Here is a 24,740-nt window from a genome sequence, read left to right on the forward strand (position 1 = left end):
TTCGCAACCTTGTAGAACCCCACCGTTGCCTTGAATATCGTCTACCTGACGACCGAAGCCGTTCCATTCGCCAAAACCGGTGGTCTCGCCGACGTCTGTGGCACTCTGCCCAAAGTGGTTGCCGCTCAAGGGCATCGCTGTGCGGTCATCATGCCTGCCTTTTCATCGATCGAACGATCGTTGCAACCGATCGAGACGACCGACATCAGCTTCGCGGTTCCAATGTCGGATCAAAAGCTGATCGGTTGCCGCCTATTGAAAAGCCATCTGCCGAAAGATCCCAACGATCCAGAGGACTCGGCCGAGGTCCCGGTTTATTTCATCGACCAACCGCAATACTTCCGACGCCCCTCGCTCTACGGTGACGCCAACGGAGACTACCACGACAACGCCGAACGATTCATTTTTTACTGTCGTGCCGCGATCATCGCGATGACTCGATTGGGGTATCCGGTCGATTTGGTGCACTGCAACGATTGGCAATCTGCTTTGGTACCCGCGCTGTTGCGAGCTGCGTCGGACAACGTGGCAAAGACCCAACCAATTGCGACGATGCTGTCGATTCACAACATGGCCTATCAAGGCAACTTTGGTTTCGATGCGTTTCCGTGGACTGGTTTGAGTTGGGATCACTTCCGACCGGAATCATTCGAGTACTACAACCAGCTGAACTTCCTCAAAACCGGTGTTGTGACCTCCGATGTTGTGTCGACGGTCAGCCCCACGTATGCCTTGGAAATCCAAACGCCAGAGTACGGCTGCGGACTGGATTCGATCCTGCAAGGCATCCCGCAACCTGTCGCGGGAATCATCAACGGAATCGACACAAACATTTGGAATCCCGAAACCGATCCACACCTCAAACGCAATTACAGCGTGGTGGATTGGGCTGACGCAAAGATTGACAACAAACTTGCGTTGCAAGCCGAGGTGGGTTTGCCACAAGATCCTGACGTTCCGTTGCTGGGATTGATTGGTCGTTTGGCGGATCAAAAAGGGTGGGACCTGATCCTTCCCGTTTTAAAACAACACCTCGCCGAAGCACGTCCAACGCAGTGGGTCGTACTAGGCAGCGGCGATCCCAAAATCGAGGAGCAACTACGCGAGCTGACCGAGCAACATCCCGAACAACTGGCCGCGTACATCGGCTTCAGCGATGCATTGGCTCATCGCATCGAAGCGTCGAGCGACATGTTCATCATGCCCAGCCACTACGAACCCTGCGGGCTCAATCAACTCTATAGCCTTCGGTACGGTACTCCGTGCGTTGTGACCAAGACCGGCGGTTTAGCGGACACAATCGTGGATGCGACTCCGGAGAACGTTGCGGCAAATCTCGCCACAGGGTTCCATTTGAATGACAGCAGCGCCGGTGCGCTTGACCACGCGATCAACCGGGCTCTGCAGCTTCGATATCACTCTCCCGAAAAATGGAAAAATCTTGTCGAATTCGGTATGTCGCAGGATTGGACGTGGAGGAAAAGTGCAGACCAATACATTCAACTTTATGCCCGCACAATTTCCCTAAATCGTCGAAGGCGATCGGGAAGCTAGCTCGCGACGCTCGTTTTCGCCGCTGATGGAGAAGATTGGGGATGCATCTCGGTTCTGGACTGCTACATTGCAGAGACGCATATTGAGCGGGGAGGTGTAACCACTCTGCCGTCAGCCCCACGATCGCGAGTCGAATCGATGAAGACACAACAGTCAGGAGTCAACATCGATCCGCGTCAAATATCGCTGAGTGAGACCTCCCGGACTGCTGAACATTCGCTTCCCGCGGAACAAAGCGGATTGGACACGCAAAGCGTGACCGACCTGCAAACCGAGCGTGACAATCCCGTCCCTACGCGCACCGGGGCAAAACCAAACTTCGATTATTCCGCCACGTCGCAACGTGCGGAGGATTTGGTGGATCGCTTGGTCGACGCCGAGATCCTCGATCAGCCCTGCAAAGACGGCCGATACGTTGACTTTCCCAATGAGTCACACGTTCAAACCGGTCGCTCGCGAAAAGACCCGATTTCGGGCAGTTGGACGATCTTTGCACCCGGCCGTGCCCGCCGGCCTGATCAATTCAAATCTCATCGGCCAAAACCTGACGCGTCGATGGATTGCCCGTTCTGCCACGGCAACGAAAACCTGACACCAGCTTCGGTGTGGTCGGCAAAACTATCGGAAGACGAAGAAGCCGTTCCACAGTCTTCTGATTGGACAGTTCGAGTCGTTCCGAACTTGTTTCCGGCCATCAAACCCGAAAGCAACGCTGAGCTCAAACCCACCGCCGCCGACGACGAAGCAGAATCGCGTTTGTCGCCATTCGCTCAATCGTTGTTTGTCGAAGAGATCGCATCGGGTGGCCACGAGGTCATCATTGAAGCCGCTCGCCACACTCGGTCGCTTAGCGAACTGAACTTGGCAGAGATCGCCCTCGCGTTTTCCGCTTATGCGGCCCGGATGCGTCATTGGCGTCAACAACCTGGCATCCAATTCATCAGTCTGTTCAAGAACGTCGGCCGTGATGCCGGTGCGTCGTTGCAGCACAGCCACAGCCAACTCATCGCTTCGAACCACTTGCCGCACTCGGTTCGCGAAGTCAACAAACGCATGCGATCGCACTTTGATCGTTACGGACGCTGTTTGCAATGCGATGTGTTGCAAGCTGAACTGGAACGCAAAGAACGAATCGTTCATCAATCCGATTCGCTGGTCGCCTACTGTCCTCACGCCAGCCGGTTCCCTTACCTGATTCGAATCACGTCCAAAATGCATGTGGGCTGTTTCGAAGACCTTTCGGTTTCAATGAACGAAGAAGTCGCGCGTTTGGTGCTGCGAAGCGTTCGTTGGCTCGAAGCGATCATTCCCGGCGTCGCGTACAACATGATGTTGCACACGGGTCCCGCCGGTGACCAGCACGACAACGAAACGCACCACTGGAGCCTTGAATTGGCACCACGAATCGGTCGTTTGGCCGGTTATGAACTCAGTTCCGGCGGGATGATCAACACGGTGTATCCCGAGGCTGCCGCGGACGAATTTCGTCATCAAGCCCGACGCAGCGACCCGCGTCACGCCCTGCGTTAAGCAATTGGGCACGCGTCTCGTCGCTGCTCGCCCAAAGTTTGCTTGCTTGAGATAGAATGTGGCTCCGATTGCCCCACATTTTGTCCACCCAATCAAGCTTGAGCAGCCATGAAAAAGCGTTGTTACGCCGCCACCGCATTCGCATTTGCAGTTTGCTTTCTATCCACCGTGACCTCGCTTCATGCAGCGGATCATTTGGTGTTCGAGCCCGCCGAAGGCAAGGCCAACGGCAAACACATCGTGCTGATCTCGGGCGATGAAGAATACCGCACCGAGGAATCTTGCCCGATGCTCGGGAAAATCCTCAGCCAAACGCACGGCTTCAAGTGCACGGTGCTGTTCGCCATCGACAAGGAAACCGGCGGCATCAATCCGTACCAGATCGACAACATCCCGGGCACGGAAGCACTCAACGACGCCGACCTGATGATCCTGGCAACGCGTTGGCGAGTTCTTCCCGACGATCAGCTCGATCCGATTTTGAAGTTCATCAACGCCGGCAAACCGATCATCGCCTATCGCACCGCCACTCATGCCTTCAAAAGTGGTCACTACGGCGACTACGACTGGGCCAACTTTGGAATCAACGTGGTCGGCGAAAACTGGCATTCGCACCATGGCAAACACAAAGTCGAAGGCGGACGTGCGGTCATCGTGGAAGACAACGCCAACCATCCGATTTTGAACGACGTTGCCGACATCTACACACCGTCGGACATCTACGGCGTCGTCCATCTCGACGAATCCGCCGCCACCGTTTTGCTACGAGGCATGGTAATTCAGCATCTCGATCCAGCCGCCCCGCCGGTCGACGCGAAAAACGATCCGATGATGCCTTTGGCTTGGCTGAAACCCTACGAAGCTCCCTCGGGGAAAACCGGTCAATGCGTGGCCACCACCGCCGGTGCAGCAGTTGATTTCCGCAGCGAAGACCTTCGTCGCTTGATCGTCAACGCCAGTTACTTTCTCACCGGTATGGACGTCCCGAAATCGGCCGACGTTTCGTTCATCGATCCATACGTGCCATCGTTCTACGGATTCGAAACCGGAAAACTGTACCGCCAACGCGACCTTCGAGTCGAAGAGTTTGACCTCGGTTCATCCGCGACCGTCTTCACCCCCAAAGGCACATTCGCACCCGTCGCGAACTGAGTGAATCCACCCGGCTCCCACCAACCAACGAATTGGCTCACGGGATGAAACCCAATCATTCCGGCGTACCTGTTTGAATGCGTTCGGCCGGACTGCTGAATCGTTGGCGTTGAGGTGGCGACCCGTTGGCGCAAGTTTTCATCCCGGTAGGGATATCAGATGGTAGCCTTCGGTAAGCGATAGCGGCACCGATGAACACGCCCCCGACGCCACCACTCTCCATCCCGCCGTGGCCTTTGGCCACGGCGGGATGGAGAGTTTTATGGGAGCTCGTTTTCCGGGGGTACGCTGCAACGCAGCAACCCCCGGCTACCATCCGCAATCCCTACCGGGATGAAGAAATACAGAAGCCGAAAGAGACGTTGCATCCGCTATCAGAGCGTGAATAGCAAACATTTCGCAGCCCAGTGTGAGGCCCAGGACTGGCGGACACCGCAACTCACTCTTCAGCACTGGCAATGATCGGGGCGGTCACGCTGCCCGCTCCCGGACGAATCGAAAGCACTCGCATTCCAATCGATTTCAACGAGTGCTTGGGAAGAACCGCTCCGACCAACAATCCCAAGCAAAGCAACCGACCGGTCGACGAGAGACCGAACAGGTAGTAATACGTCTGCGATGTCGTGCCCCAATACGCCAAGATCGCAGCCCCGGCCAGAGCGCCCACACAAATGGCCAGCGTGTTGGCAAAGTTGTGATAGGTGAGCAATCGGGTTCGATGTTTGGCGGGCAAGGTTTCGAAGAACATCAGGAAGAACCCCAGCTCGTACGCTGCCCAAGCGATGCCGCTGAGGATCTGAATCACCGCCAACCAAACCAGATTGGTGGAAACGATCCACAGCGATGCCAACGGCACCAATCCGATGCCACCGAACCACAGCACCTTCGCCGCACCGGACTCCTCCGCAATGCGCCCCCAAAACGCGAATGAGATGACTTTGCTGAGGAAGGCAAGTGCGATCAGTCCAACGTAGACGACGTAATCAAACTCCAGCTGCCCCAGCATGTACGGAACGAAGTACGGGCCGCTGAGCTGGATGAAAACTTGCATGGCGACCAGATATGCCAGCAACTGAATGGCCGATCGATAATCCACGCGTTCTTCCTCCGACTTCTCCGCCACCTCTTTCTGACGAAGCTCGACGTGAGTCGCATTCTGCGATCCGTTGCGGGTCCGGTGCAAGAAACTTGCCGACACCAAACGCAGCATCGCGGCGACGAAGAACAACCCCGCAAACCCGGTCAACGCCATGTCTTGTTGGGACGTCCACTGCAACACCAAACCGGCGACCATCAAACCCGAGAATGTGCAAATCTGTTGCAGCCGAGATCGCCTTGAAAAGAATCGGGCTCGTCCCGCTGTGGGAACGATCTGCTCAATCCAGGTGTTCCATGCCGGTCCGGTCGAGAGTCCCGCGGCCCAGTAGACCGACGCGATCAACAGGAACATCACGATAGACAGGCTTCCGGTCCAAGCCGCATACGCCAGCGGCAAAAACGCGAGCGATTGCAACACCGCTCCGGCAACGATCCAGCGTCGGTAGCCGCCGATCCAAGCGATCGCTTTGGGCGACACCAACTGGATCACGCCGCCAACCAGCAGCGGAATGCTGGCAATCAAACCCGACGCGGTTTCGCTCAATCCCACCGCCAATGCGAACGCGGAAAAATAGGTTTCGCCGCATCCGACCATACCGCCAAAACACGCCGCATCACCCATGCTCCGGGTGAGGTTCCGGTCGCTTCTGCCGGCGGAAGCAGTGCGATGATTCGTTGCGGGATTGAGAATTCGGTCCATCAAAAAGATGCGTGATTGGGGAAGCATTTGTCAGGCGTGCTTGTACTTCTTTCCCCGCTCATTCAACAGGTCGTTTCTTGGCAAGACTCCGGCTTTACTGCGCCCACAGCGGCGTCAAACCCCGCCACGTGATAAGATTCTTTCCCCCGCGAAACCCGTGAGGATTCCTTTTCAGGAGACAGACGCATGTTGGCGACCACTTGGACAGATCGGATCGACTCAATCCTTGTCGGCCCTATGTGGCCAGCCACCGTTCTGGCCGCGTTGTTTCTGCTCTACGCCGCCATCGCTTTGCTGGGCGTGGTCGACTTTGGTGCCGATGTCGATGTAGACGTCGATCTTGACGTTCCGGATCTCGATGCCCCCGATTTAGCCGGTGATGTCGGTGGCGATCTCGGCATGGATGCGACCGGCGAACCGATGCATAGCGATTGGTTCGGCGGCACGGGAGCGGCAACGCTTCGTGCCATGAATCTGGCCCGAGTTCCCCTGGTTGTTTGGCTGTCCGTTTTCAGCGTTTTGTTCTGGGTGATCAGCTTTTACCTGTGGTTTGGATACGACGTGCGGCGTTACGACCCCACGTTCCTGACCAGCGGATTGTTGACCATTCGCAACGGCGTTCTCGGAATTGTTGCGACCAAAATCGTCACCTGGCCACTGCACCACATGTTGGTTCCACCGACTGAATTTCATGCTTCCCGATTGGTCGGTGGATCGGCGGTGATCGAAACCCGCCAGGCCGACGAATCGTTCGGTCGTGCACGTTTTGCAACTGATGCGGCCCCCCTGCTGATTTCCGTCCGAACCGGTGGGGAAATTATCCCAAAAGGGGGACGCGTCACGGTGTTGGATTATGATCGGGACACCAAAACTTATCTGGTACGCGCTGAATCTTCCGCCTCGGCGTGATTCGGCGCGCCCTCACGACTGACATTCCACGCCTGACCTACAGACAACTTGTTTTCAGGATTCGTCCGTCGAATCATCCCGCGGTCAAACAAACGAAAGAACGCTCATGCTGGCTGCTCTCATCACGGATTCCGTCGGTTTAGATGCATTGATCATCGTCGTCGGAGGCCTGTTCCTTGTCGGTCTTGTCGTCGCTCTGCTGTTCAAGAGCTACTACATCAAGGTGGGCCCCGACCGAGCGATTGTGAAATCGGGTGCTGGCGGCGTCCGAGCCGTGACCGGCGAAGGCATGCTGATCATCCCGCTGATCCAGCAATACGAGTTCATGGACCTCACGCTGAAAAGCTTTGAGATCCATCGTCAGGGCAGCGAGGGTTTGATCTGTCGCGACAACATTCGCGCGGACATCAAAGTCGCGTTCTTTGTGCGTGTCGACAAGAGCCCCGAGGAAATGAAAGAGGTCGCTCAGTCGATCGGTGCCAAACGCTGTAGCGAACTGGAAACACTGCGTGAACTGTTCGACGCGAAATTCAGTGAAGCACTGAAGACGGTCGGCAAGCAATTTGACTTTGTCGATCTGTACGACCAACGCGACAAGTTCAAAGAAGAAATCCTCAAAGTCATCGGCACTGATCTCAACGGTTACCGGCTCGACGACGCCGCGATCGATTACCTGGAACAAACCCCGTTGGACATGCTCAGTCCAACCAACATTCTCGACGCCGAGGGCATCAAGAAGATCACCGAACTGACCTCGATGGAAAAGGTCAAGGAAAACCAGTTCACCCGCGACAAAGAAAAGACGCTGAAGAAGCAGGACGTCGAAGCGGAAGAAACAATCCTCGAACTGGAACGTCAACGCGTCGAAGCAGTCGAAAAACAACAACGCGAAATCGCGGAAATCACTTCGCGTGAACAAGCCTCCGCGGCGAAAGTTCGTGAAGAGCAACGACTGGAATCAGAACGAGCCCGGATCCAAACCGAAGAAGAAATCGGGATCGCCGAAGAGAACAAATCTCGTCAAATCTTGGTCGCGATGCGGAACAAGGAAAAGACGGATGCGGTTGAACTCGAACGCGTCAACCGTGACCGCGACTTGGAAGCCACCGAACGCTTGCGTGTCGTGGGCGTCGCCGAAGTCGAAAAAGAAAAGGCGATCGAAATCGAGAAACGCAACATCCAAGAAGTGATTCGAGAACGTGTCGCGGTCGAACGTGCCGTGGTCGAAGAACAAGAACGAATCAAGGACACCGAAGAACACGCCAAGGCCGAACGTCAAAAGACGGTTCAGATCACCGCAGCTCAAATGAAGGCGGAAGAAGAACTGATTCGCCAAACCAAGCTGGCTCAAGCCGAAAAGGAAAGCAGCGAGTTGCTGGCTGAAAAAGTCCGCATCGAAGCCGAAGCCAAACGCGATGCGGCCGAAAAAGAAACCGCTGCAACGAAAATGCTGGCCGAAGCCGAAGCCGCTCAAGCCGCTGCCGCTGGTTTGGCCGAAGCACAGGTTCAAGAAGCCAAAGCCATTTCGTTGGAGAAAGAAGGCATGGCCGAAGCCAAGGTTTCTCGCGAGAAATACACGGCCGAAGCGACCGGTATCACCGAGAAAGCCGAAGCGATGAAGAAGCTGGATGGCGTCGGCAAAGACCACGAAGAGTTCAAACTCAAACTCGAGAAAGAGAAGTTCGTCGAAGTCGCTGCGATCGAAGCTCAACGCGGAATCGCCGAAAGCCAAGCTGGCGTGATCGGCGAAGCCCTGCAAGCGGCTCGCATCGACATCGTCGGTGGCGATGGAGAATTCTTCGAACAGATCACTTCCGCGGTCAAAGGCGGGAAAGCGATCGATCGATTTGTCTACAACAGCCAAGTCGCGACCGACATCAAGAACACGTTCTTCGACGGCAACGCGGATTACTTCCGCGATCAAGTCAAAGAATTGATCGCCCAGTTCGGATTGGACACCGACGGCGTCAAGGACCTGTCGATCGCGGCGTTGATCGCCAAACTGATGGGCATGTCCAGCACCGACGATGTTCGGACGCAATTGACCAGTCTGCTCAGCATGGCAGGAACCGCCAACGTCGCCGATCAAAAGGTCAGTCGTTTGCTCACGTCCGAGCCCGCGACCGTTCCAGCGAAAAAAGTTTCCCCTAACGGGAAGAAGGCCTGATCGTGGCTGAGGACGCTTCCCCCGAAGCGGCTTCGCTGCCCGGTGCTGCTGGTGACGGCGGATCGGATGCAGGGAGTTCGAAGGACGCCGCCGCTCAAATGTCCGGCGGCACCTACGAGGTCCTCCGCAACCGCCTTCGCACCGCCGCCGGTGATCTTCGCGATCGACTCGCCAAGCTGAACGAAGACCGCGGCGAAGTCTTCGGGAACATCGAAACGCGATTGATCGCGACGCAGCGGGTGACCACCGAACACAACTGCGTCCCCCGAGACATTGTCTCGATCGGTGACGAGTTTCTGTTCGGATACAACGTTCAGTTCGGGTTGAAAACCGAGATCGAGCTGGCCGATGTGTTCTCGATCTACCGCATGGAATCCACCGAGTTCCATGAACGGCCGCTTCAGCGGATCATGGACGATCGTTTCGTCAGTGATTTCCACGAGCTGTACCGGTTCTACAAAGACACCACGTTCCTGCGTTTCTTTGTGTCCGGTCCGATCTTGCACATGGTGTTTCAAGTCGGCAAAACCGCTCGCGATATCAAATCCTTCAAATGGCGGCGCAGTCCCGACGGTCTGCAATACGTCGACAACCGCAGCGATCACGAAGTCCGCTTGCCCGACCAGCACGAATTCCGCTGGCAGAGGACCACGCGGGACATGCATCACTACGGTGAGCACCCGCATATCTCCATCGACGACCGCGTGTTCGTGGAAACCGTCGGCGGCGACCTGACGATCAAAGTTGAAAATAACACCAGCGTCGGCGAAGGCATCTACGCCGAACCGGTCGACAACTTTGACCAAAAACTCGACGACGCAGAAATCCATTACGCGATCGTCGGTCACTTGGTCTTGCTCAAGATCAAACCGTATCAAGAGAACCAATTTCGCTACATCATCTTCAACGGGAAGATCAACCAAGCGATCCGGTTGGACGAGATCCAGCACGCCTGCGTGATGCTACCGGGCGATCAAGGCCTGATCTTCCCCGGCGGTTATTACCTGCAATCCGGTGAGTTCAAACGCTTCGACCATGGCTTGGTCGACATGCGTTACGAGCGAACGATCAACTCGCCCAACGGTGAAGACAGCTTGTATCTGTTTTCCAACGTTGAAGACGGAACGTACATCCAACTGCGTTACAACCAGATCCGTCAATCCGTCGACACACCGCTCGTGTGCCACGGGCAAACGTTCTTCGAAGCCGGCGAAATGGTTTGCTTCAAAGGCCAAGACACGCCGCAAAAACACCACGCGATCCAGCTTTGGCAGACGCCGTTCACTAGCGAAGACTACCTGCCCGAGAACCAAACCGATTCGTTGCTGTTCAAGATCGGCAACAAAGATTTGGTTCGCGGGATGGCCGAGTGCAGCGAATTGCTGCAACTGATCGAAAAGGACGACAGCTACAACGACCTGTACATTGACCTGTCCAAGAAGTCCGGCGATGTCCTGGACAGCTACTTCTGGATCGACAACGAAGAGACCCATCACCTCGCCGAACCACTTCGCAAAATTCGCGAAACGGCGGGAGCGGCGATCGAAGAATACGAAAAAGTCGTTCGTGTTCGCGAAGCCACCGCCAAACAAACTCGTCAGGTTCAATCCGACACCAACGCGACGCTGAAAGAGATCGAACGTTCGCGTTTCACTTCGATTGACCAGTTCGTCGCCTCGCTCGCCCAATTGCGAGTTCAGCGTGGACGTGCGATCGCGCTGCGTGAACTTCGATTTGTCGACACCACGGTGGTCGAGGAATTGGAGACCATCACCGCCGAACAATCGGATCGTCTCAGCCGTCGATGTGTCGAATTCCTGCTTGGCGAAGACGCCTTGCAACCTTATCGCGATCGAGTTGCCGAAGCCGAAACCCGCGTCCCCGAAATCGAAGGCGTTGCTCAAGCCAAGGAACTCGAAGCGGAGATCGATCAATCGGCTGCCGATTTGGAACTGCTGACCGAAACGGTGAGCAACCTGCAAATCGATGACGCGACACAACGCACAACGATCATTGATGCGATCGGCGACGTCTTCGCCACCGTCAACCGCGTTCGCAGTGCGCTGAAGAATCGCAAACAAGAACTGATCGGCGTCGAAGGCCGAGCCGAATTCGCCTCGCAGTTAAAACTGCTCGAACAAACCACCACCGGCTACCTCGACGTCTGCGACACGCCCGCGCGCTGCGACGAGTACCTGACGAAAGTCATGGTGCAACTCGAAGAACTCGAAGGTCGCTTTGCCGAGTTCGATGAGTTCATCGAGACGCTCGCCAACCGTCGTGAAGACGTGTACGCGGCCTTCGAATCGCGAAAAGTTTCGTTGGTCGAAAAACGCAATCGCCGCGCCGAAGCTCTCAGTTCCGCCGCCGAACGAATTCTTAGCGGGATCCAGCATCGCGTTTCCAACATGGAATCGATCGATCAAATCGCAGCGTATTTCGCGGGCGACTTGATGGTCGGCAAGATCCGCAGCCTGATCGAAGAACTCGATGAACTGGGTGATGCCGTTCGCGTTGGCGATTTACAAAGCCGCCTGAAAACGCTTCGCGAAGACGCGCTGCGGGGACTGAAAGATCGCCAGGATCTCTACGAAGAGGGTGGCGATGTCATCCGGCTGGGTGAACGGAAATTCGCGGTCAACACTCAACCGCTGGATCTCACCACGGTCCTTCGCAACAACGAACTCTGCTTGCACCTGACTGGCACGCAGTACTTCGATCCCATTGACGACGAGCGACTGATCGCGGCTCGTGATATCTGGAACCAATCGCTGATCAGCGAGAACTCCGACGTTTACCGAGCCGAATTCTTGGCGATGGACCTATTCGAATCCGGGCAAGCGGAATCGATTCAGGATATAGAAACGTTGAATTCAGCTTGGATCGCCGAGCGGATGGCGGGTCGATTCGATGAGGGCTACGCCAAAGGGGTTCACGATGTGGACACCTCGATCATCTTGCGAGGACTGATCGAACTGGATCGTTCCATTGGGCTGCTCCGGCATGCTCCCTCGCTTCGCACCGCGTCTCAGCTTTGGTGGCAATGCTTTCTTGACACCAAGCAACGCACCAAAATGAAAAACTGGATCGCGGGTTTTGCCAAGCTCGCAATAGCGTTCCCTCAAGCCCAACCTGCCGTGGAATTCCGTCAGCACTTGACTGAACTGGCAGCCGAACATCAATCCGAATGGATTGGACTGTTCGAAAAAGCGATCACGCCGGAACGGATCGCCGACTACCTGTTTGAACAACTGACCAGCGCCCCCGACAAGGTCGCCATCAGCGGCCAAGCAAACACGTTGCACGAAGACTTCCTTCGCTCGCTTCCCGAATCGGATCAGAAACGTTGGGTGCTCGGCGGATTGAAACCCAACACAGCCTCTCCCGTCCACACCTTTGTGCTGGCTCGCAACTGGGCCGATGCGTTTCTCGAAAAACGTGCCGCCGGGGACGCAAACGAAACCGGCGATTCACCGCATTGGTATCGAGACGAGTTGGCTTGGCTGATCTTCCAATCAGCGATGGACGCCAAGAAAACCGCGGCGACCACTCAACCAGCGACCGAGGTCCTCGACGTTCCGGTCGCGAAACGTTTAGCGGGTTTGGTTGGCAGTCACGCCCGAATTGAACGAGGCGAAATGCCGCTGCATTATCATGAATTCATCACCCGACTGCGTGAATACCGCGAAGATGTGGTGCCGCGATTCCGCTCGCTTCATAAAGCCAAAACCGAATGTGTTGAGTCGGCTCGCCAATCGATGCGTTTGGATGAATTCAAACCTCGCGTGCTCAGCAGTTTTGTCCGCAACCGATTGCTCGACGAAGTTTACCTGCCACTGATCGGCGACAACCTTGCCAAACAAATGGGCACGGTCGGCGAAGACAAACGAACCGACCGCATGGGATTGTTGCTTCTGATCTCGCCACCCGGTTACGGCAAAACGACGTTGATGGAATACATCGCCAGCCGACTCGGACTGGTGTTCATGAAAATCAATGGACCAGCAATCGGTCACGGTGTGACGTCGTTGGATCCAGCGGAAGCCCCCAACGCCGCGGCTCGCGAAGAAGTCATGCGATTGAACTTGGCACTCGAGATGGGTGACAACGTGATGCTGTACTTGGATGACATCCAGCACACGCATCCGGAATTGCTGCAGAAATTCATTTCGCTGTGCGATGCCACACGAAAAATCGAAGGGGTTCGAGACGGCAAAACGCGAACGTACGACCTGCGTGGCCGCCGAGTCGCCGTCGTCATGGCGGGCAACCCGTACACCGAATCGGGCGATCGCTTCCAAATCCCCGACATGCTTTCCAACCGTGCCGACGTCTACAACTTGGGCGAAATCATCGGCGAGTCCGCGGACGCGTTCGAGATGAGTTATCTCGAGAACTGCTTGACCAGCAACGTGACCCTGGCACCGCTTTCCAACGCGTCACCATCGGACGCACGAGCGATCATCTCCGCCGCTGGCAGAGATTCAGTCGAGGGCATCGATCTGGAAGCAGCCTTCAGCATGGACCAAATTCGGGACATGTTCGAAGTCACTCGCAAATTGCTGCGAGTCCGTGATGTCGTGCTGCGGGTCAACCGTGCCTACATCCGCTCGGCCGCGCAAGCGGATGACTACCGAACCGAACCTCCGTTCAAACTGCAGGGCAGTTATCGGAACATGAACCGGATCGCCGAACGAGTCGCTCCGGTCATGAACGATGCCGAACTGCAATCGCTGATTATCAGCAACTACGAACAAGATGCTCAAACGCTGACGACGGACAACGAAGCCAACGTCCTGAAGTTCAAGGAACTGATGGGCATCCTGACGCCGGAAGAAAAACAACGCTGGGACGCGATCAAGTATGCGTTTGTTGAAAGTGTCCGAATGGCGGGCATGGACGGCGAAGACCAAGTCGCTCAGGTACTCCGCCAACTCGCGTCCATGCGAGATGGCCTGGAATCGATCCGCCAAGTCATCGCCAAAGCCATCGCGATGGAAGATCACTCGGCCGAAGAACGCATGGATTCGCGAGTCGACACGCTGCGACAAACGCTGCTATCGATGGGCGAATTGATGTCGGGCCGTTTGGAATCCACCGCGACTCAGCTCGAAGCGATCTCTCGGCAACAAGCCGCTTCGCCGCCGGATCAGAAGATCCTGGTGCAACACAAAGTCCCACGCGTGATCGCCGACTTGGTCAAAGGCCAATTCCATTTGATGCAAGAATGGATGCGTCCGCTGCTGGAAGAATCGATCGACAACAGCCGTGACCTCAGCCGATTGCAGGAGCAAATGGACCTGATGCTGAAGACTTTTCGTGACGTGGAAGACTCGTTTCAATCACCGGGCGAATGAGCTGAATTGCCGGGGATGACTTCTGTGTCGCCGGGATCTTGTCATTCCGCGGGAATGAATCAGACTTCTTCGTCATGAATTCCCACGCGTCCCATCCGAAGATTTTGCCTGCCACGCCGGAATCGATCCGGCTCGCCGGCCAAGCCCTGCGCGATGGGAGGCTAATCGGATTGCCCACCGAAACCGTCTACGGCTTGGCCGCTCGTGGCGACCAACCCGATTCCGTCGCCAAAATTTTCGCGGCCAAGCAACGCCCCTCGACGAACCCGCTGATTCTGCACGTGGGTGATGCCAGTGCGGTCCATCCATTGGTCGTGTTGGATTCGGCAATCACGCGTCGGCGGTTCGAAGCCGCGTCCTCCTTGTGGCCCGGCCCGCTGACACTGGTGTTACCGAAATCCGAAGCGGTGCTCGACTGTGTCACCGCGGGAGGAAACACCGTGGCCGTGCGAGTTCCTGCGCACCCGGTCGCTTTGCAATTGCTGCGCGAAGTCTCGCTTCCGATTGCCGCCCCCAGCGCCAACGTTTCCAACTACGTCAGCCCGACTCGCCCCGAGCACGTGACCGATGGTTTGGCAGAATGCATCGAGTGGGTGCTCGATGGTGGCGTCTGCGATGTCGGTCTGGAGTCCACCGTGCTTTCGATCGCTGATCCAAACGCTCCGCCAACGATTCTTCGCGAAGGCGTTCTTTCGGCGACAAAACTAGAAAGCGTGTTTGGAGAACCCGTTCTGTCAGGCTCGTCATCCAACATTGAATTACCGCACCCTCCGTCTGATGCACCGGCTGCTTCACCGGGTTTGCACCGCCGGCACTATTCGCCTCGAACACCGTTGCGTTTGGTTCGTGAGACCGAGCACGCTTCGCCGGCAAACAACGACCTTCGTGTTCTTCGAATTCGGCTCCGCGGACCGGCCAATTCATTGCCCGGTTACGCAGACGTTTGGAGTCTATCGGCGGTCGGTGATCCGCTCGAAATTGCAAACCGGCTGTACGAGACGTTGCGTCGGGCGGACTCGGGTGAGTTCGACCAAATTGAAATCGATCAGATGAACGTCGAAGATTGGATCGAATCAGGAAACGCCAACCTGATCGCCGCGATTTCCGATCGATTGCATCGTGCATCCAACCAAGATGATGCACCGCTTGGACGTTGATACCGCCACCAGCGACATCATTGCAACCAAGGGCGAGACGCATCCGGTTGAGCCGCGATGATTGGCGGCGATGATTGAATTGGCAGGTTGTCCGGTTGCACCATTCCCGGTGGCACGGCGAGCCAAGTCTCGACATTCCATCCGGCATTTCGAGTGGCGGAAGGATCCAACCGCATCGCTTGGGCCAACCAGGTTTGAGCGATCTCCGGTTGGCCGGTTTCGACCGCGATCGAGGCCAACTGCAATCGCGAAGTCGCGTCCTCTGGATTCTTCTGTGCCGACGCAATGAAGTACTGAACCGACTCTTCGGTCCGGCCCAGTTCTCGCATTGCGATTCCTCGAAGCAAATCCGCCGCTCCGGGCCGGATGGCTTCATCAACGTCTCCAACGACTTCGGTGTCTTCACGGAGTCGGTCCAACGTCGCCAGCAAGCGGTCGTATCGTTTTTGTTGATGATAGATTTCCGCCGTTCGTAATTGCACGTACGGATAATCCGGCTGCAGCGACAACGCTCGATGGTACGCCGAAAGCGCCTCGTCTTTTTCGTTGCGAGCGACTTGGCAATCGCCCCAAAGAGCCCAAAGGGCAGCCCATTCACGATCCGAATCCAACGCGATCTGGCACTGGCGGGCCGCCTCGTCAACTCGGCCAACTTCCAAATACATCCGCCCCAAACGCTGCATGTGCTTGGGGTCGCCCGCCGAAAGCTGCACCGCTTTTTCGAGGTGTGCGATTGCCTCTTCGCGATGTCCTTTTTGCCACAGCGATTCCGACATCCCACGGTGAGCCGCGTCGTTGACGTTGGATACGTCGAGAGCCTCTGTAAACAGCGTTTCCGCGACGGTCCAATCACCCTGACGCATGGCTTTCGTGCCCTGACGCGACAGCCTTCGTGCGGCGATCGATTGCCGACTTTCGCCAAAACGTCCGATGCCCCGGCACCCCGTTGAGGTCGGGATCGACGTGAAACACGTCAGCAACAGGCCCAGTCGCAATGTCCTCTTCGACCACTGAGCAACCGTCTCAGACCGCAGCAAACGCATCCATCGGTCGCATCGCTTTGGATGCCAATCGGTTGGAAAACGCAACGGTTTCACGAGGTTGATTCCGGAAGAAGACGAGCGGCACCGCACGACGAAGGTGGCGCCACCATCACGCATAGCAAATTCGCAATCCCCAGTGCCAGACAGCTCGAAAAACGTCGCCAACCTCGCAAGCTGCCCAAGTCTCGAGGCCGCGCAGTTTCTGAGTGATGTGCTACCAGGCGTTTCTCATCATCCTCCCTTTGGAAGGGTCGAGTAATTTGAAGTGCTGTACTGCGTAGCGCTTTTCATCACCCTCCCTTCGGGAGGGTCGAGCGAAGCGAGGGGAGGGCTCAGCATTGGATCCAGCGCGCCACCCTCCCCGAAATTCTCGCTGAACGCTCGCATTCCGACCCTCCCCAACTGCGTTCAGGAGGGTGAATTCAATCTTCCTCCAGCCGAGCTAGTTTTTTGTCTGCCAATGAGCCGGCAAGGTTTACCAAACCGGAACAGGCAATTGGACCGGAATCAATTGCTTGACCGGACCGACCGTCACGACCGAATCGTCAGTGCAAACCGTCGCAGAATCAGCCGATCGATCAGCAACAGCGAAGGTCATCTCACACGCATCGCGACGTGAGATCGCTTGCGTGATGGATCACACCAGAGCACGTCCAACGTGTTCGTCTCCAACCGGAATGCACTTGATGTTGCCTTATTCTCTCGCTGAGTCAGAAGCAGAAGCTCCTGGAATGCTGCTGGAAGAGTTGGAACGCCGCCAAGACGATGTGCTCGCTCAGCTGGATGACTTGGAAGCCAAGCTCAATGAAGTGCTCAGCGGATTGAAGATCGAACCGGACACGACTCCGTTGGACTGATCCGTGTCACAGTAACGACACGCTACGGCGTCGAAATTCACCGCAGTTTTGCGGGCGTGTTGGCTCGGCAAACAATTGCCAAACGCGAGAAGTTTTCCGCTGATTTTTTTGAGCCCTCTCGCACCGGTAACGTACGCTTCATTATGAAGTGTCACGAACTCGCCGAGAAAGTTTCGCAGCTGCGACCTGAATTGTCGCCGACGGACGTTGCGCGCCTTTGTTTGATGATTCTCAACCAAGAAGACAACCCTTCGCGGCTGGATGATCCCGCCGTGTTGCAGTCGGTTTGGCAGAACGTCAGCTTCCGCTTTGAAGCGGCGACCGACCAACACGCGGCAGTTTCACACGAGTTGGACACACTGCTCAACGATGGCCCGGTTGAATTCAGTCCGGACCAATTGTGGACGCTGCTTCGCGCCGTCAAGGTCCAAGGCCAGATGCTGGACCTCTACACAAAAGACGTTTCTTTCGCGTAGACCGATCTGGCCTACGCACCAACCAGTCCATGCCTGCGTTCCGCTCGACAACTAGCGTTGATCGACTGGAACCACATCACGCTGCGTCGCGCCGGTGTAGATCTGACGCGGACGATTGATTCGCGAGGCTGGGTTGGCATGCATCTCACGCCAGTGAGCCAACCAACCGGGCAAACGACCAATGGCGAATAGAACCGTGAACATCTGGACCGGAATGCCGAGCGCTCGGTAGATCACGCCGGAATAGAAATCGACGTTGGGATACAACTTCCGCTCGATGAAGTATTCGTCCTTGAGCGCGACTTCTTCTAGCTTTTGAGCAACTTCGAACAATGGATCATCCAGGTTCAATTTGGCCAGCAACTTATCGCAGCTCGCTCGGATGATTGTCGCTCGTGGATCCGAGTTTTTGTAAACGCGGTGACCAAAGCCCATGATGCGGAAGTCGTTGGATTTGTCCTTCGCCATGTCGACGTACTTCTTCACGTCGCCGCCGTCGGCCGCGATTTGTTCGAGCATGTTCACGCAAGCTTCGTTGGCACCGCCGTGAAGCGGTCCCCACAATGCACCGATGCCGGCCGAGATCGACGCGAACAAGTTGGCGTTGCTGCTGCCAACCATCCGAACGGTCGACGTGCTGCAGTTTTGCTCGTGGTCCGCGTGCACGATAAACAGCAAGTTCAGTGCTTCCGCGAAATCGGGGTCGACCAAGTAATCGGAGGTCGGCGTCGCGAACATCATGTGCAAGAAGTTCTCGCAGTAGTCCAACTCGTTCTTCGGATACATGAACGGTTGGCCCATCGATTTCTTGTAGCTGTATGCCGCGATCGTGGGCAATTTCGCAATCAAGCGATACAGAGAAATCTCGACCTGTCGCGGATCATTCAGATCCATGGAATCTTGATAGAACGTTGACAGTGCACCGACAACGCTGCTGAGGATCGCCATCGGGTGAGCGTCACGAGGGAAGCCGTTGTAGAACGACCGCATGTCCTCGTGGATCATCGTGTGATCGCGGATCCCTGAACGAAACGTTTCAATCTCTTCAGCATTTGGCAGATCGCCAAAGATCAAAAGGTAGGCGACCTCGACGAAGTCACAGCTTTTGGCCAGTTCCTCGATCGGGTACCCGCGATAACGCAGAATCCCTTTTTCGCCATCCAAGAACGTGATCGCACTGCGAGTGCTGCCCGTGTTGACGAAGCCATCGTCCAAGGTGATCACGCCAGTGTCAGCACGTAAACGACTGATATCGATCGCTTTTTCACCTTCGGAACCTTCGACCAAAGGCAACTCAAGGTTGGTATCCCCGAATTGGACTCGGACGGTGTCGGCTCGTTGAATTTCCAAACTGGAGGAGGAGCTCATGGGCGATCTGTAGATGCAATGTACGAGTTGGCGGGACGTCTTGGGGGTGACAGACGTAGTGTAGCCCTGCGTCATGCAAGCGACAATCAGCGGGACCCACATCCGACGGTCAGAGAGGACGATTTTGGACTTTGACGCTCTCACCCGTCCGGGTTCACCCATTCCTAACATGTTCTCCGAACGAGAAATTTGGTCGCGGAATTACCAACGTGAAACCATCCCGGCTCCCGTCGTGGAGGTTGTGCATTTTTGAAGTGCCGCTTTTCGGCAGATTTACACACGGCGCACCTCTCCCGAAACAAAGTTTGCGGAGAGGTCGAGCGACGCCGTTCAGGCGTACGCGAGGGTGAGGGCCGAACATGGGAAACGGCGCGCACTTCCCTCCCCGGAATTCTCGCTGAACGCTCGCATTCCGACCCTCCCCAACTGCATACAGAAGGGTGATTTCAACTTTGCGAGCACGGCACTTCAAAACTGCACGACCTTACTTGATTGGCGGGATCGCAGGGGGCGTCTTGGTTCGAACGTTTTTCCGTGTCACAATTCGTTCATCGCACTGCGCGGTGCCCAAACCATTGACGGCCCCCACTTGGCCAAATCGTTTTCTCGTCCATTGCATAGCGTGACGTGAAAAGTTCCCCGCGAAGCTTGGCCGAATCGAATCCGTTTGGATCGATTTCCTGCACGCCCGCGAATGAATCATTCAGTCCCGAGGAGTCGGATGCGAGCTCATATTTTGGTGGTCGAAGACGAGCGGCACCTCGGTGTTGGCATCAAATACAACCTCGAGGCCGAAGACTATCGCGTTTCGTTGGTCGAAGACGGCCCCTCGGCGTTGCAATTGATTGAACATTCTGGCAGTTCGATCGACTTGATCGTGCTGGACCTGATGTTGCCAGGCATGAGCGGATACACCGTTTGCGAACAAATTCGCGAATCGGGCAACACGACTCCCGTCCTGATGCTTTCCGCCCGAACGTTGTCCGAAGATCGCGCACGCGGGTTCGACGTTGGTGCGAACCAGTACATGAGCAAGCCTTTTGATTTGTACGAGCTGATCAGCCGCGTCAAAAACTTGTTGCAAACTTCACCAGCCGGCACCGCACCTCGAGCAGCTCCGCCCGTCCCCGAAACGGTTGATTCGATCTCGTTCGGACGAGTCGAAGCGGACTTTCGGACGCACCAAGTTTCAGTCGATGGCCAACCCATCAAGATGACGCCAAAGGAACTCCGTTTGCTGCGTTACTTTGTTGAGAACCCTGAACGAGTGATCAACCGATCCGAATTGCTGACGCAGGTGTGGGAGATGTCCGGGAATTTGCAAACCCGCGCGGTCGACCAATTCATCGCTCGACTTCGCAAAGCCATCGAGCCATCGCCTGCCGAACCGGTTCATCTGTTGACCGTTCGTGACGCGGGATACCGGTTCGTTTTGGAACCGGAAACGTTGGAACCCGAGACATCGGCCAACTGACCCGCTCGCCCGTCTCTGGACGTCTTGGTACGCTATCGACGAAGACGAAGTCTCTATTTCCGCCACCCACAAACCCCTATGAGCACCATGGCTTTCACGCTGCCCGAATTGCCGTATGCCTACGACGCCCTCGAGCCGCACATTGACGCGCGGACGATGGAAATCCACCACTCCAAGCACCACAACGCATACGTGACCAAGACCAACGACGCGTTGGCTGGTACCGATCTGGCTTCCAAGTCGATCGAAGAAGTCATCTCCGACCTGTCGGCTGTTCCCGATGACAAACGCGGCGCAGTCCGCAACAACGGCGGTGGACACGCCAACCACTCGTTGTTCTGGACGGTCCTCGGTCCTGGCAAAGGTGGCTCGCCATCGGGCGATTTGGCCGCCGCCATCGACGAAGCTTGCGGTTCGTTCGACGCCTTCAAAGAACAGTTCGCCAACGCCGCCGCAACTCGCTTCGGTAGCGGTTGGGCGTGGTTGTACGTCTCCGGTGGCAAGCTGCACGTCGGCAGCACCGCCAACCAAGACAGCCCGCTGATGGGTGAAGCTGTCGCCGGCATTGGCGGCACGCCAATCCTGGGATTGGACGTTTGGGAACACGCTTACTACCTGAACTACCAAAACCGTCGTCCCGATTACATCTCCGCATTCTGGAATGTTGTTGACTGGGACGCCGTTGCCACCCGCTTTGCGGCTGCCAAGTAACCGCTGAGTCGGCAACTCAATTGACTTACCAGACCGCTTGCCCATTCCCGGGTGAGCGGTTTTTTCATGCCCTTGCGAAATGGTCATTCACCGAGATAATTGCGAGCTTTCCCACTAAAAAAACACGACTCCTCAGGAATTGAACGCCATGCCACTCGTCCCACTTCGCGTTGTCTTGGATCACGCCGCCGAAAACGATTACGGCGTTGCGGCGTTCAACGTCAACAACATGGAGCAGATCCAGGCGATCATGGAAGCTGCCGATGAAACCGATTCGCCGGTCATCATCCAAGCTTCGCGTGGCGCTCGTGCTTACACCCAAGACACTTACCTTCGTCACCTGATGGTCGCCGCGGCGGAACTGTACCCACAGATTCCAATCGTCATGCACCAAGACCACGGCAACAGCCCCGAGACCTGCTTGTCGGCGATCGAAAATGGCTTCACCAGCGTCATGATGGACGGCTCGCTCGAAGCTGACGGCCAAACCCCAGCCGACTACGACTACAACGTCAAAGTCACCGCTGAAGTCGTCAAAATGGCACACGCTCGCGGCGTCAGCGTCGAAGGCGAACTGGGTTGCCTCGGATCGCTCGAAGATGGTGGTGGCGAACAAGAAGACGGCCACGGTGCAGTCGGAACGTTGACCCATGATCAATTGTTGACCGATCCCGATGAAGCACAACGCTTCGTGGAAGAAACCGGCGTCGACGCATTGGCCGTTGCGATCGGAACCAGCCACGGTGCTTACAAGTTCACCAGCAAGCCAACCGGCGAAGTCTTGGCCATGGATCGCATCGAAGCCATCCACGCCAAGATCCCAAACACCCACTTGGTCATGCACGGCAGCAGCAGCGTGCCACAAGAATTGCAAGACATCATCAACCAGTTCGGTGGTGAGATGAAGCAAACCTACGGCGTGCCAGTCGAAGAAATCCAGCGTGGTATCAAGAGCGGTGTTCGCAAGATCAACGTCGACACTGACTGCCGCATGGCGATCACCGGAGCGATCCGTAAAGTCTTGACCGAAGACAAAGCCGCCTTCGACCCACGTGCTTACTTGAAACCAGCCCGCGCCGCGATGAAGGACGTCTGCGTCGCTCGCATGACCGCCTTCGGCCAAGCCGGCAACGGTGCCAAGTTGCGTGCCACTCTCGGCGCCGCAGTCTGATCCAATTCGCGTTTCACTCACCTAAACGCGAACGACACACGACTTGAAAGCCTGGAACGGAACCCTCCGCTCCAGGCTTTTTTCATGCGATCTTGGCCCGACCACAACGCCAGTCGCCAAGCTTGTTCAGAAGCCGAGCGTTTTTACGCTCGCCAGAGTAGAACAATTGTCTCAATTGTTCCGCCTGACAACTCAACCTCCCGAGCGGCTCCAAGCGTTCACCGATCTCGACATTCGCGCCATGCTGCTCGACAATTCTGAAGCTGCCACGCAAACAGTTGAGGACAACTGTTCTACTCTCTCGTCAAAGACGAGTGCTGCCCCAAAGCTTGGAATGAGGATCGATGATTCAGTCGGCTTGAGATCTGTCCTGTGGACCGTTCCGCGTCTTTGCCTGGACGGTGAATTGTTTGGTGATGTGAAACGTATTGGTTTGCGCAAGTTTTCACCTGAGATGCCCTGGCACCCCTCGCCCGCTTCGGGAACGTGCAGTTTTCTGATATCGCTTTTCGGCAGATTTCCACATGGCGTACCTCTCCCAAAATGATGTTTTGGAAGGGTCGAGCGACGCCGTTCAGGCGTTCGTGAGGGTGAGTGGGGTGCCCGCAGAACTTATATGAGAGTTGGGATTAGGTTTACCTGCTTCACTTTCTCACAGTGGCTCTGTATTCGTCGCTTGTGCCCTTCGAGTGTTTTTTCACTTTGCAATAGCGCTGGACAGCAGATAGAAACCTCATCGAAATTTGGAGAATCTCCTGCGTTGCCGTCGACAACATCCAGAAGGCTCCACTCGACGTGCGACGGGGCTGAATGCTCCTTGCTGGACTTCCGAATCTGGGAAGGGAAAGCGACTTTCCTGGATTGTTCGAGCAAACGCGACGGATGCTGGTCGATAAAATCGGAGCATTCTAAAAAGGGCAGGAAGAAACTTCGGCGTAAGCCGCAGAAGCACTTCGAGGCTGACCTCGCATCTGTCGCAACCACGACACAACGACCAATTTACCGTTTTCTTCGTGGTGGATCGGCAATTGCAAAAGTTTGAAAAAACGGCTACCAAAATGAGCAGAGATCATTCGAGAGAAGTTTCTGAAGAGTCGAATTCCATCAAAATCGCTTTCAGCTGTTGCATGTCGGCCTTTAGTTCGGTTTCGACATTTTCTTTGTCATCGACTATGGCGAGCTGACTTTTAGTCGCAAGAAATCCCAACTTTCGCGAGATTCTTGTCAATGAAACAACGATCGCAGATTCGTCTGCAAGCCCACTTGCAACAGCCCATCGGCTTATAGCGTTCACGGACAACCCGCAAAGCTCCTCTTTCCAACAGTCTTGAGAGTTAACAACCAACAGAGCCTCACGCATCAATTCGATTCGATGATAGAAATCAACTTTCATGCTTGGTGATCTCCGTAAGCAAGTTGGTCATCCATTCCAAAATTGATTCATACTCGGAAATTACGATCGAGACTTCTGCGGGGGTGATTGTGTTGCCAAAGCCGCGCGTGCACAGCATCCTCGCTCGTTCGAGTACGTCGAATGCATTCGTTTCGATAGTAAGCGAATAGACTCCAAGCTGTCGAGGCGATCGACGCGAAAACACGCCCGCTGACAGTCGGCCAAGTGAAAAACAGGTAGCGAAGTTACGAATCGCAAGAAACGCATTCGACAACTCGAAAACTGGGCTTGGTGTTCCGGCTCTGAGTTGCACGAACGAACGTTCAAGCAGATTCAAAAACCGCGTGCAATCATTTACAGCGCAGCAATATTTCGCAGGTCGTCCGAGATACGCAAGGGGGTCTGACCCATCTCCCGAATACAACATGGTCGATTCGGCAAACAGGTGCCACGCGAACGGATTACCACAGCACCAGATTTCGCGAATCCGCTTCAGCGAATAGACCGAAAATCTATTGGGGTCGATTTCCGGCGAGTCTTTTTCGAAAATTGCAAGCAAATCAATATCAGAGGCGGCGTCAATTTCACCGCGGCAGATAGAACCGAACGCATAAATGTGCATC

Annotated in this window: 19 protein-coding genes; 13 read left to right on the forward strand and 6 right to left on the reverse strand. The window is 55.8% G+C overall.

Annotated elements, in window-relative coordinates; translation table 11 throughout:
• Positions 1-30 precede the first annotated feature (30 nt).
• From glgA to RB_RS13610, 3 genes are all read left to right on the forward strand, one after another.
• Positions 31-1,554, forward strand: coding sequence for a glycogen synthase GlgA (gene glgA, locus RB_RS13600; RefSeq protein ID WP_011121026.1), 1,524 nt, complete (start codon positions 31-33; stop codon positions 1,552-1,554).
• Between the two features lie 138 nt (positions 1,555-1,692).
• Positions 1,693-3,084, forward strand: a complete 1,392-nt coding sequence (locus RB_RS13605; RefSeq protein WP_011121028.1) for a galactose-1-phosphate uridylyltransferase — start codon at positions 1,693-1,695, stop codon at positions 3,082-3,084.
• Positions 3,085-3,192: 108 nt separating this feature from the next.
• Positions 3,193-4,236 (forward strand): ThuA domain-containing protein, encoded by a 1,044-nt coding sequence (locus RB_RS13610; RefSeq protein ID WP_007326116.1) that lies wholly within the window; start codon positions 3,193-3,195, stop codon positions 4,234-4,236.
• A gap of 439 nt (positions 4,237-4,675) precedes the next feature.
• On the opposite strand, the gene RB_RS13615 is transcribed toward RB_RS13610, so the two are convergent.
• Positions 4,676-6,061, reverse strand: a complete 1,386-nt coding sequence (locus tag RB_RS13615; RefSeq protein WP_011121030.1) for an MFS transporter — start codon at positions 6,059-6,061, stop codon at positions 4,676-4,678.
• A 159-nt stretch (positions 6,062-6,220) separates the two neighbouring features.
• Between RB_RS13615 and RB_RS13620 the strand changes: the two genes are divergently transcribed.
• The 4 genes from RB_RS13620 (at position 6,221) to RB_RS13635 (ending at position 15,624) form a co-directional block, all read left to right on the forward strand.
• Positions 6,221-6,943 (forward strand): hypothetical protein, encoded by a 723-nt coding sequence (locus RB_RS13620; RefSeq protein WP_011121031.1) that lies wholly within the window; start codon positions 6,221-6,223, stop codon positions 6,941-6,943.
• A 106-nt stretch (positions 6,944-7,049) separates the two neighbouring features.
• Positions 7,050-9,110, forward strand: a complete 2,061-nt coding sequence (locus tag RB_RS13625) for a flotillin family protein (RefSeq protein ID WP_011121033.1) — start codon at positions 7,050-7,052, stop codon at positions 9,108-9,110.
• A 2-nt stretch (positions 9,111-9,112) separates the two neighbouring features.
• Positions 9,113-14,467: a DNA repair ATPase gene (locus tag RB_RS13630; protein ID WP_011121034.1), complete on the forward strand. Its 5,355-nt coding sequence runs from the start codon at positions 9,113-9,115 to the stop codon at positions 14,465-14,467.
• A gap of 74 nt (positions 14,468-14,541) precedes the next feature.
• Positions 14,542-15,624 carry an L-threonylcarbamoyladenylate synthase gene (locus RB_RS13635; protein WP_164921997.1) on the forward strand — a complete coding sequence of 361 codons (1,083 nt, stop codon included), beginning with the start codon at positions 14,542-14,544 and terminating at the stop codon, positions 15,622-15,624.
• 17 nt (positions 15,625-15,641) lie between these two features.
• Here RB_RS13635 and RB_RS13640 read toward each other — a convergent pair whose 3' ends face one another.
• Entirely contained in the window at positions 15,642-16,784 is a 1,143-nt protein-coding gene (locus tag RB_RS13640) for a tetratricopeptide repeat protein (RefSeq protein ID WP_081585001.1), read from the reverse strand.
• A gap of 358 nt (positions 16,785-17,142) precedes the next feature.
• The gene (locus RB_RS28335; RefSeq protein WP_007326124.1) at positions 17,143-17,265 is read right to left on the reverse strand and encodes a hypothetical protein; all 123 of its coding nucleotides are present in this window, start codon (positions 17,263-17,265) and stop codon (positions 17,143-17,145) included.
• Positions 17,266-17,353: 88 nt separating this feature from the next.
• Here RB_RS28335 and RB_RS13650 point away from each other — a divergent pair, with 88 nt between their 5' ends.
• Together RB_RS13650 and RB_RS13655 are read left to right on the forward strand one after the other, a co-directional pair.
• Positions 17,354-17,524 (forward strand): hypothetical protein, encoded by a 171-nt coding sequence (locus tag RB_RS13650; RefSeq protein ID WP_007326125.1) that lies wholly within the window; start codon positions 17,354-17,356, stop codon positions 17,522-17,524.
• Between the two features lie 143 nt (positions 17,525-17,667).
• Entirely contained in the window at positions 17,668-18,000 is a 333-nt protein-coding gene (locus tag RB_RS13655) for a hypothetical protein (protein ID WP_037201134.1), read from the forward strand.
• A gap of 51 nt (positions 18,001-18,051) precedes the next feature.
• Here the strand turns inward: RB_RS13655 and RB_RS13660 are convergent, their stop codons facing one another.
• Positions 18,052-19,368 (reverse strand): citrate synthase, encoded by a 1,317-nt coding sequence (locus tag RB_RS13660; protein ID WP_007326127.1) that lies wholly within the window; start codon positions 19,366-19,368, stop codon positions 18,052-18,054.
• Between the two features lie 721 nt (positions 19,369-20,089).
• On the opposite strand from RB_RS13660, the gene RB_RS13675 reads away from it, so the two are divergent.
• The 4 genes from RB_RS13675 to RB_RS28105 all read left to right on the forward strand — a co-directional run bounded on the left by RB_RS13675 (position 20,090) and on the right by RB_RS28105 (position 23,271).
• Positions 20,090-20,842 (forward strand): response regulator transcription factor, encoded by a 753-nt coding sequence (locus RB_RS13675; RefSeq protein WP_007326130.1) that lies wholly within the window; start codon positions 20,090-20,092, stop codon positions 20,840-20,842.
• A 78-nt stretch (positions 20,843-20,920) separates the two neighbouring features.
• Positions 20,921-21,553: a superoxide dismutase gene (locus RB_RS13680; protein WP_007326131.1), complete on the forward strand. Its 633-nt coding sequence runs from the start codon at positions 20,921-20,923 to the stop codon at positions 21,551-21,553.
• Positions 21,554-21,701: 148 nt separating this feature from the next.
• Positions 21,702-22,724 (forward strand): class II fructose-bisphosphate aldolase, encoded by a 1,023-nt coding sequence (fba, locus tag RB_RS13685; protein WP_007333980.1) that lies wholly within the window; start codon positions 21,702-21,704, stop codon positions 22,722-22,724.
• Between the two features lie 43 nt (positions 22,725-22,767).
• Positions 22,768-23,271, forward strand: a complete 504-nt coding sequence (locus RB_RS28105) for a hypothetical protein (RefSeq protein ID WP_011121046.1) — start codon at positions 22,768-22,770, stop codon at positions 23,269-23,271.
• 522 nt (positions 23,272-23,793) lie between these two features.
• Here RB_RS28105 and RB_RS13695 read toward each other — a convergent pair.
• Together RB_RS13695 and RB_RS13700 are read right to left on the reverse strand one after the other, a co-directional pair.
• On the reverse strand, positions 23,794-24,117 hold the full coding sequence (locus tag RB_RS13695; protein ID WP_011121048.1) for a hypothetical protein: 324 nt from the start codon (positions 24,115-24,117) through the stop codon (positions 23,794-23,796).
• Positions 24,107-24,739, reverse strand: coding sequence for a nucleotidyltransferase domain-containing protein (locus tag RB_RS13700; protein ID WP_011121049.1), 633 nt, complete (start codon positions 24,737-24,739; stop codon positions 24,107-24,109). The genes RB_RS13695 and RB_RS13700 overlap by 11 nt, the downstream gene beginning before the upstream one ends.
• Between the last annotated feature and the right edge of the window lies 1 nt (position 24,740).

The organism is Rhodopirellula baltica SH 1 (assembly GCF_000196115.1).
GTDB classification, from domain to species: domain Bacteria; phylum Planctomycetota; class Planctomycetia; order Pirellulales; family Pirellulaceae; genus Rhodopirellula; species Rhodopirellula baltica.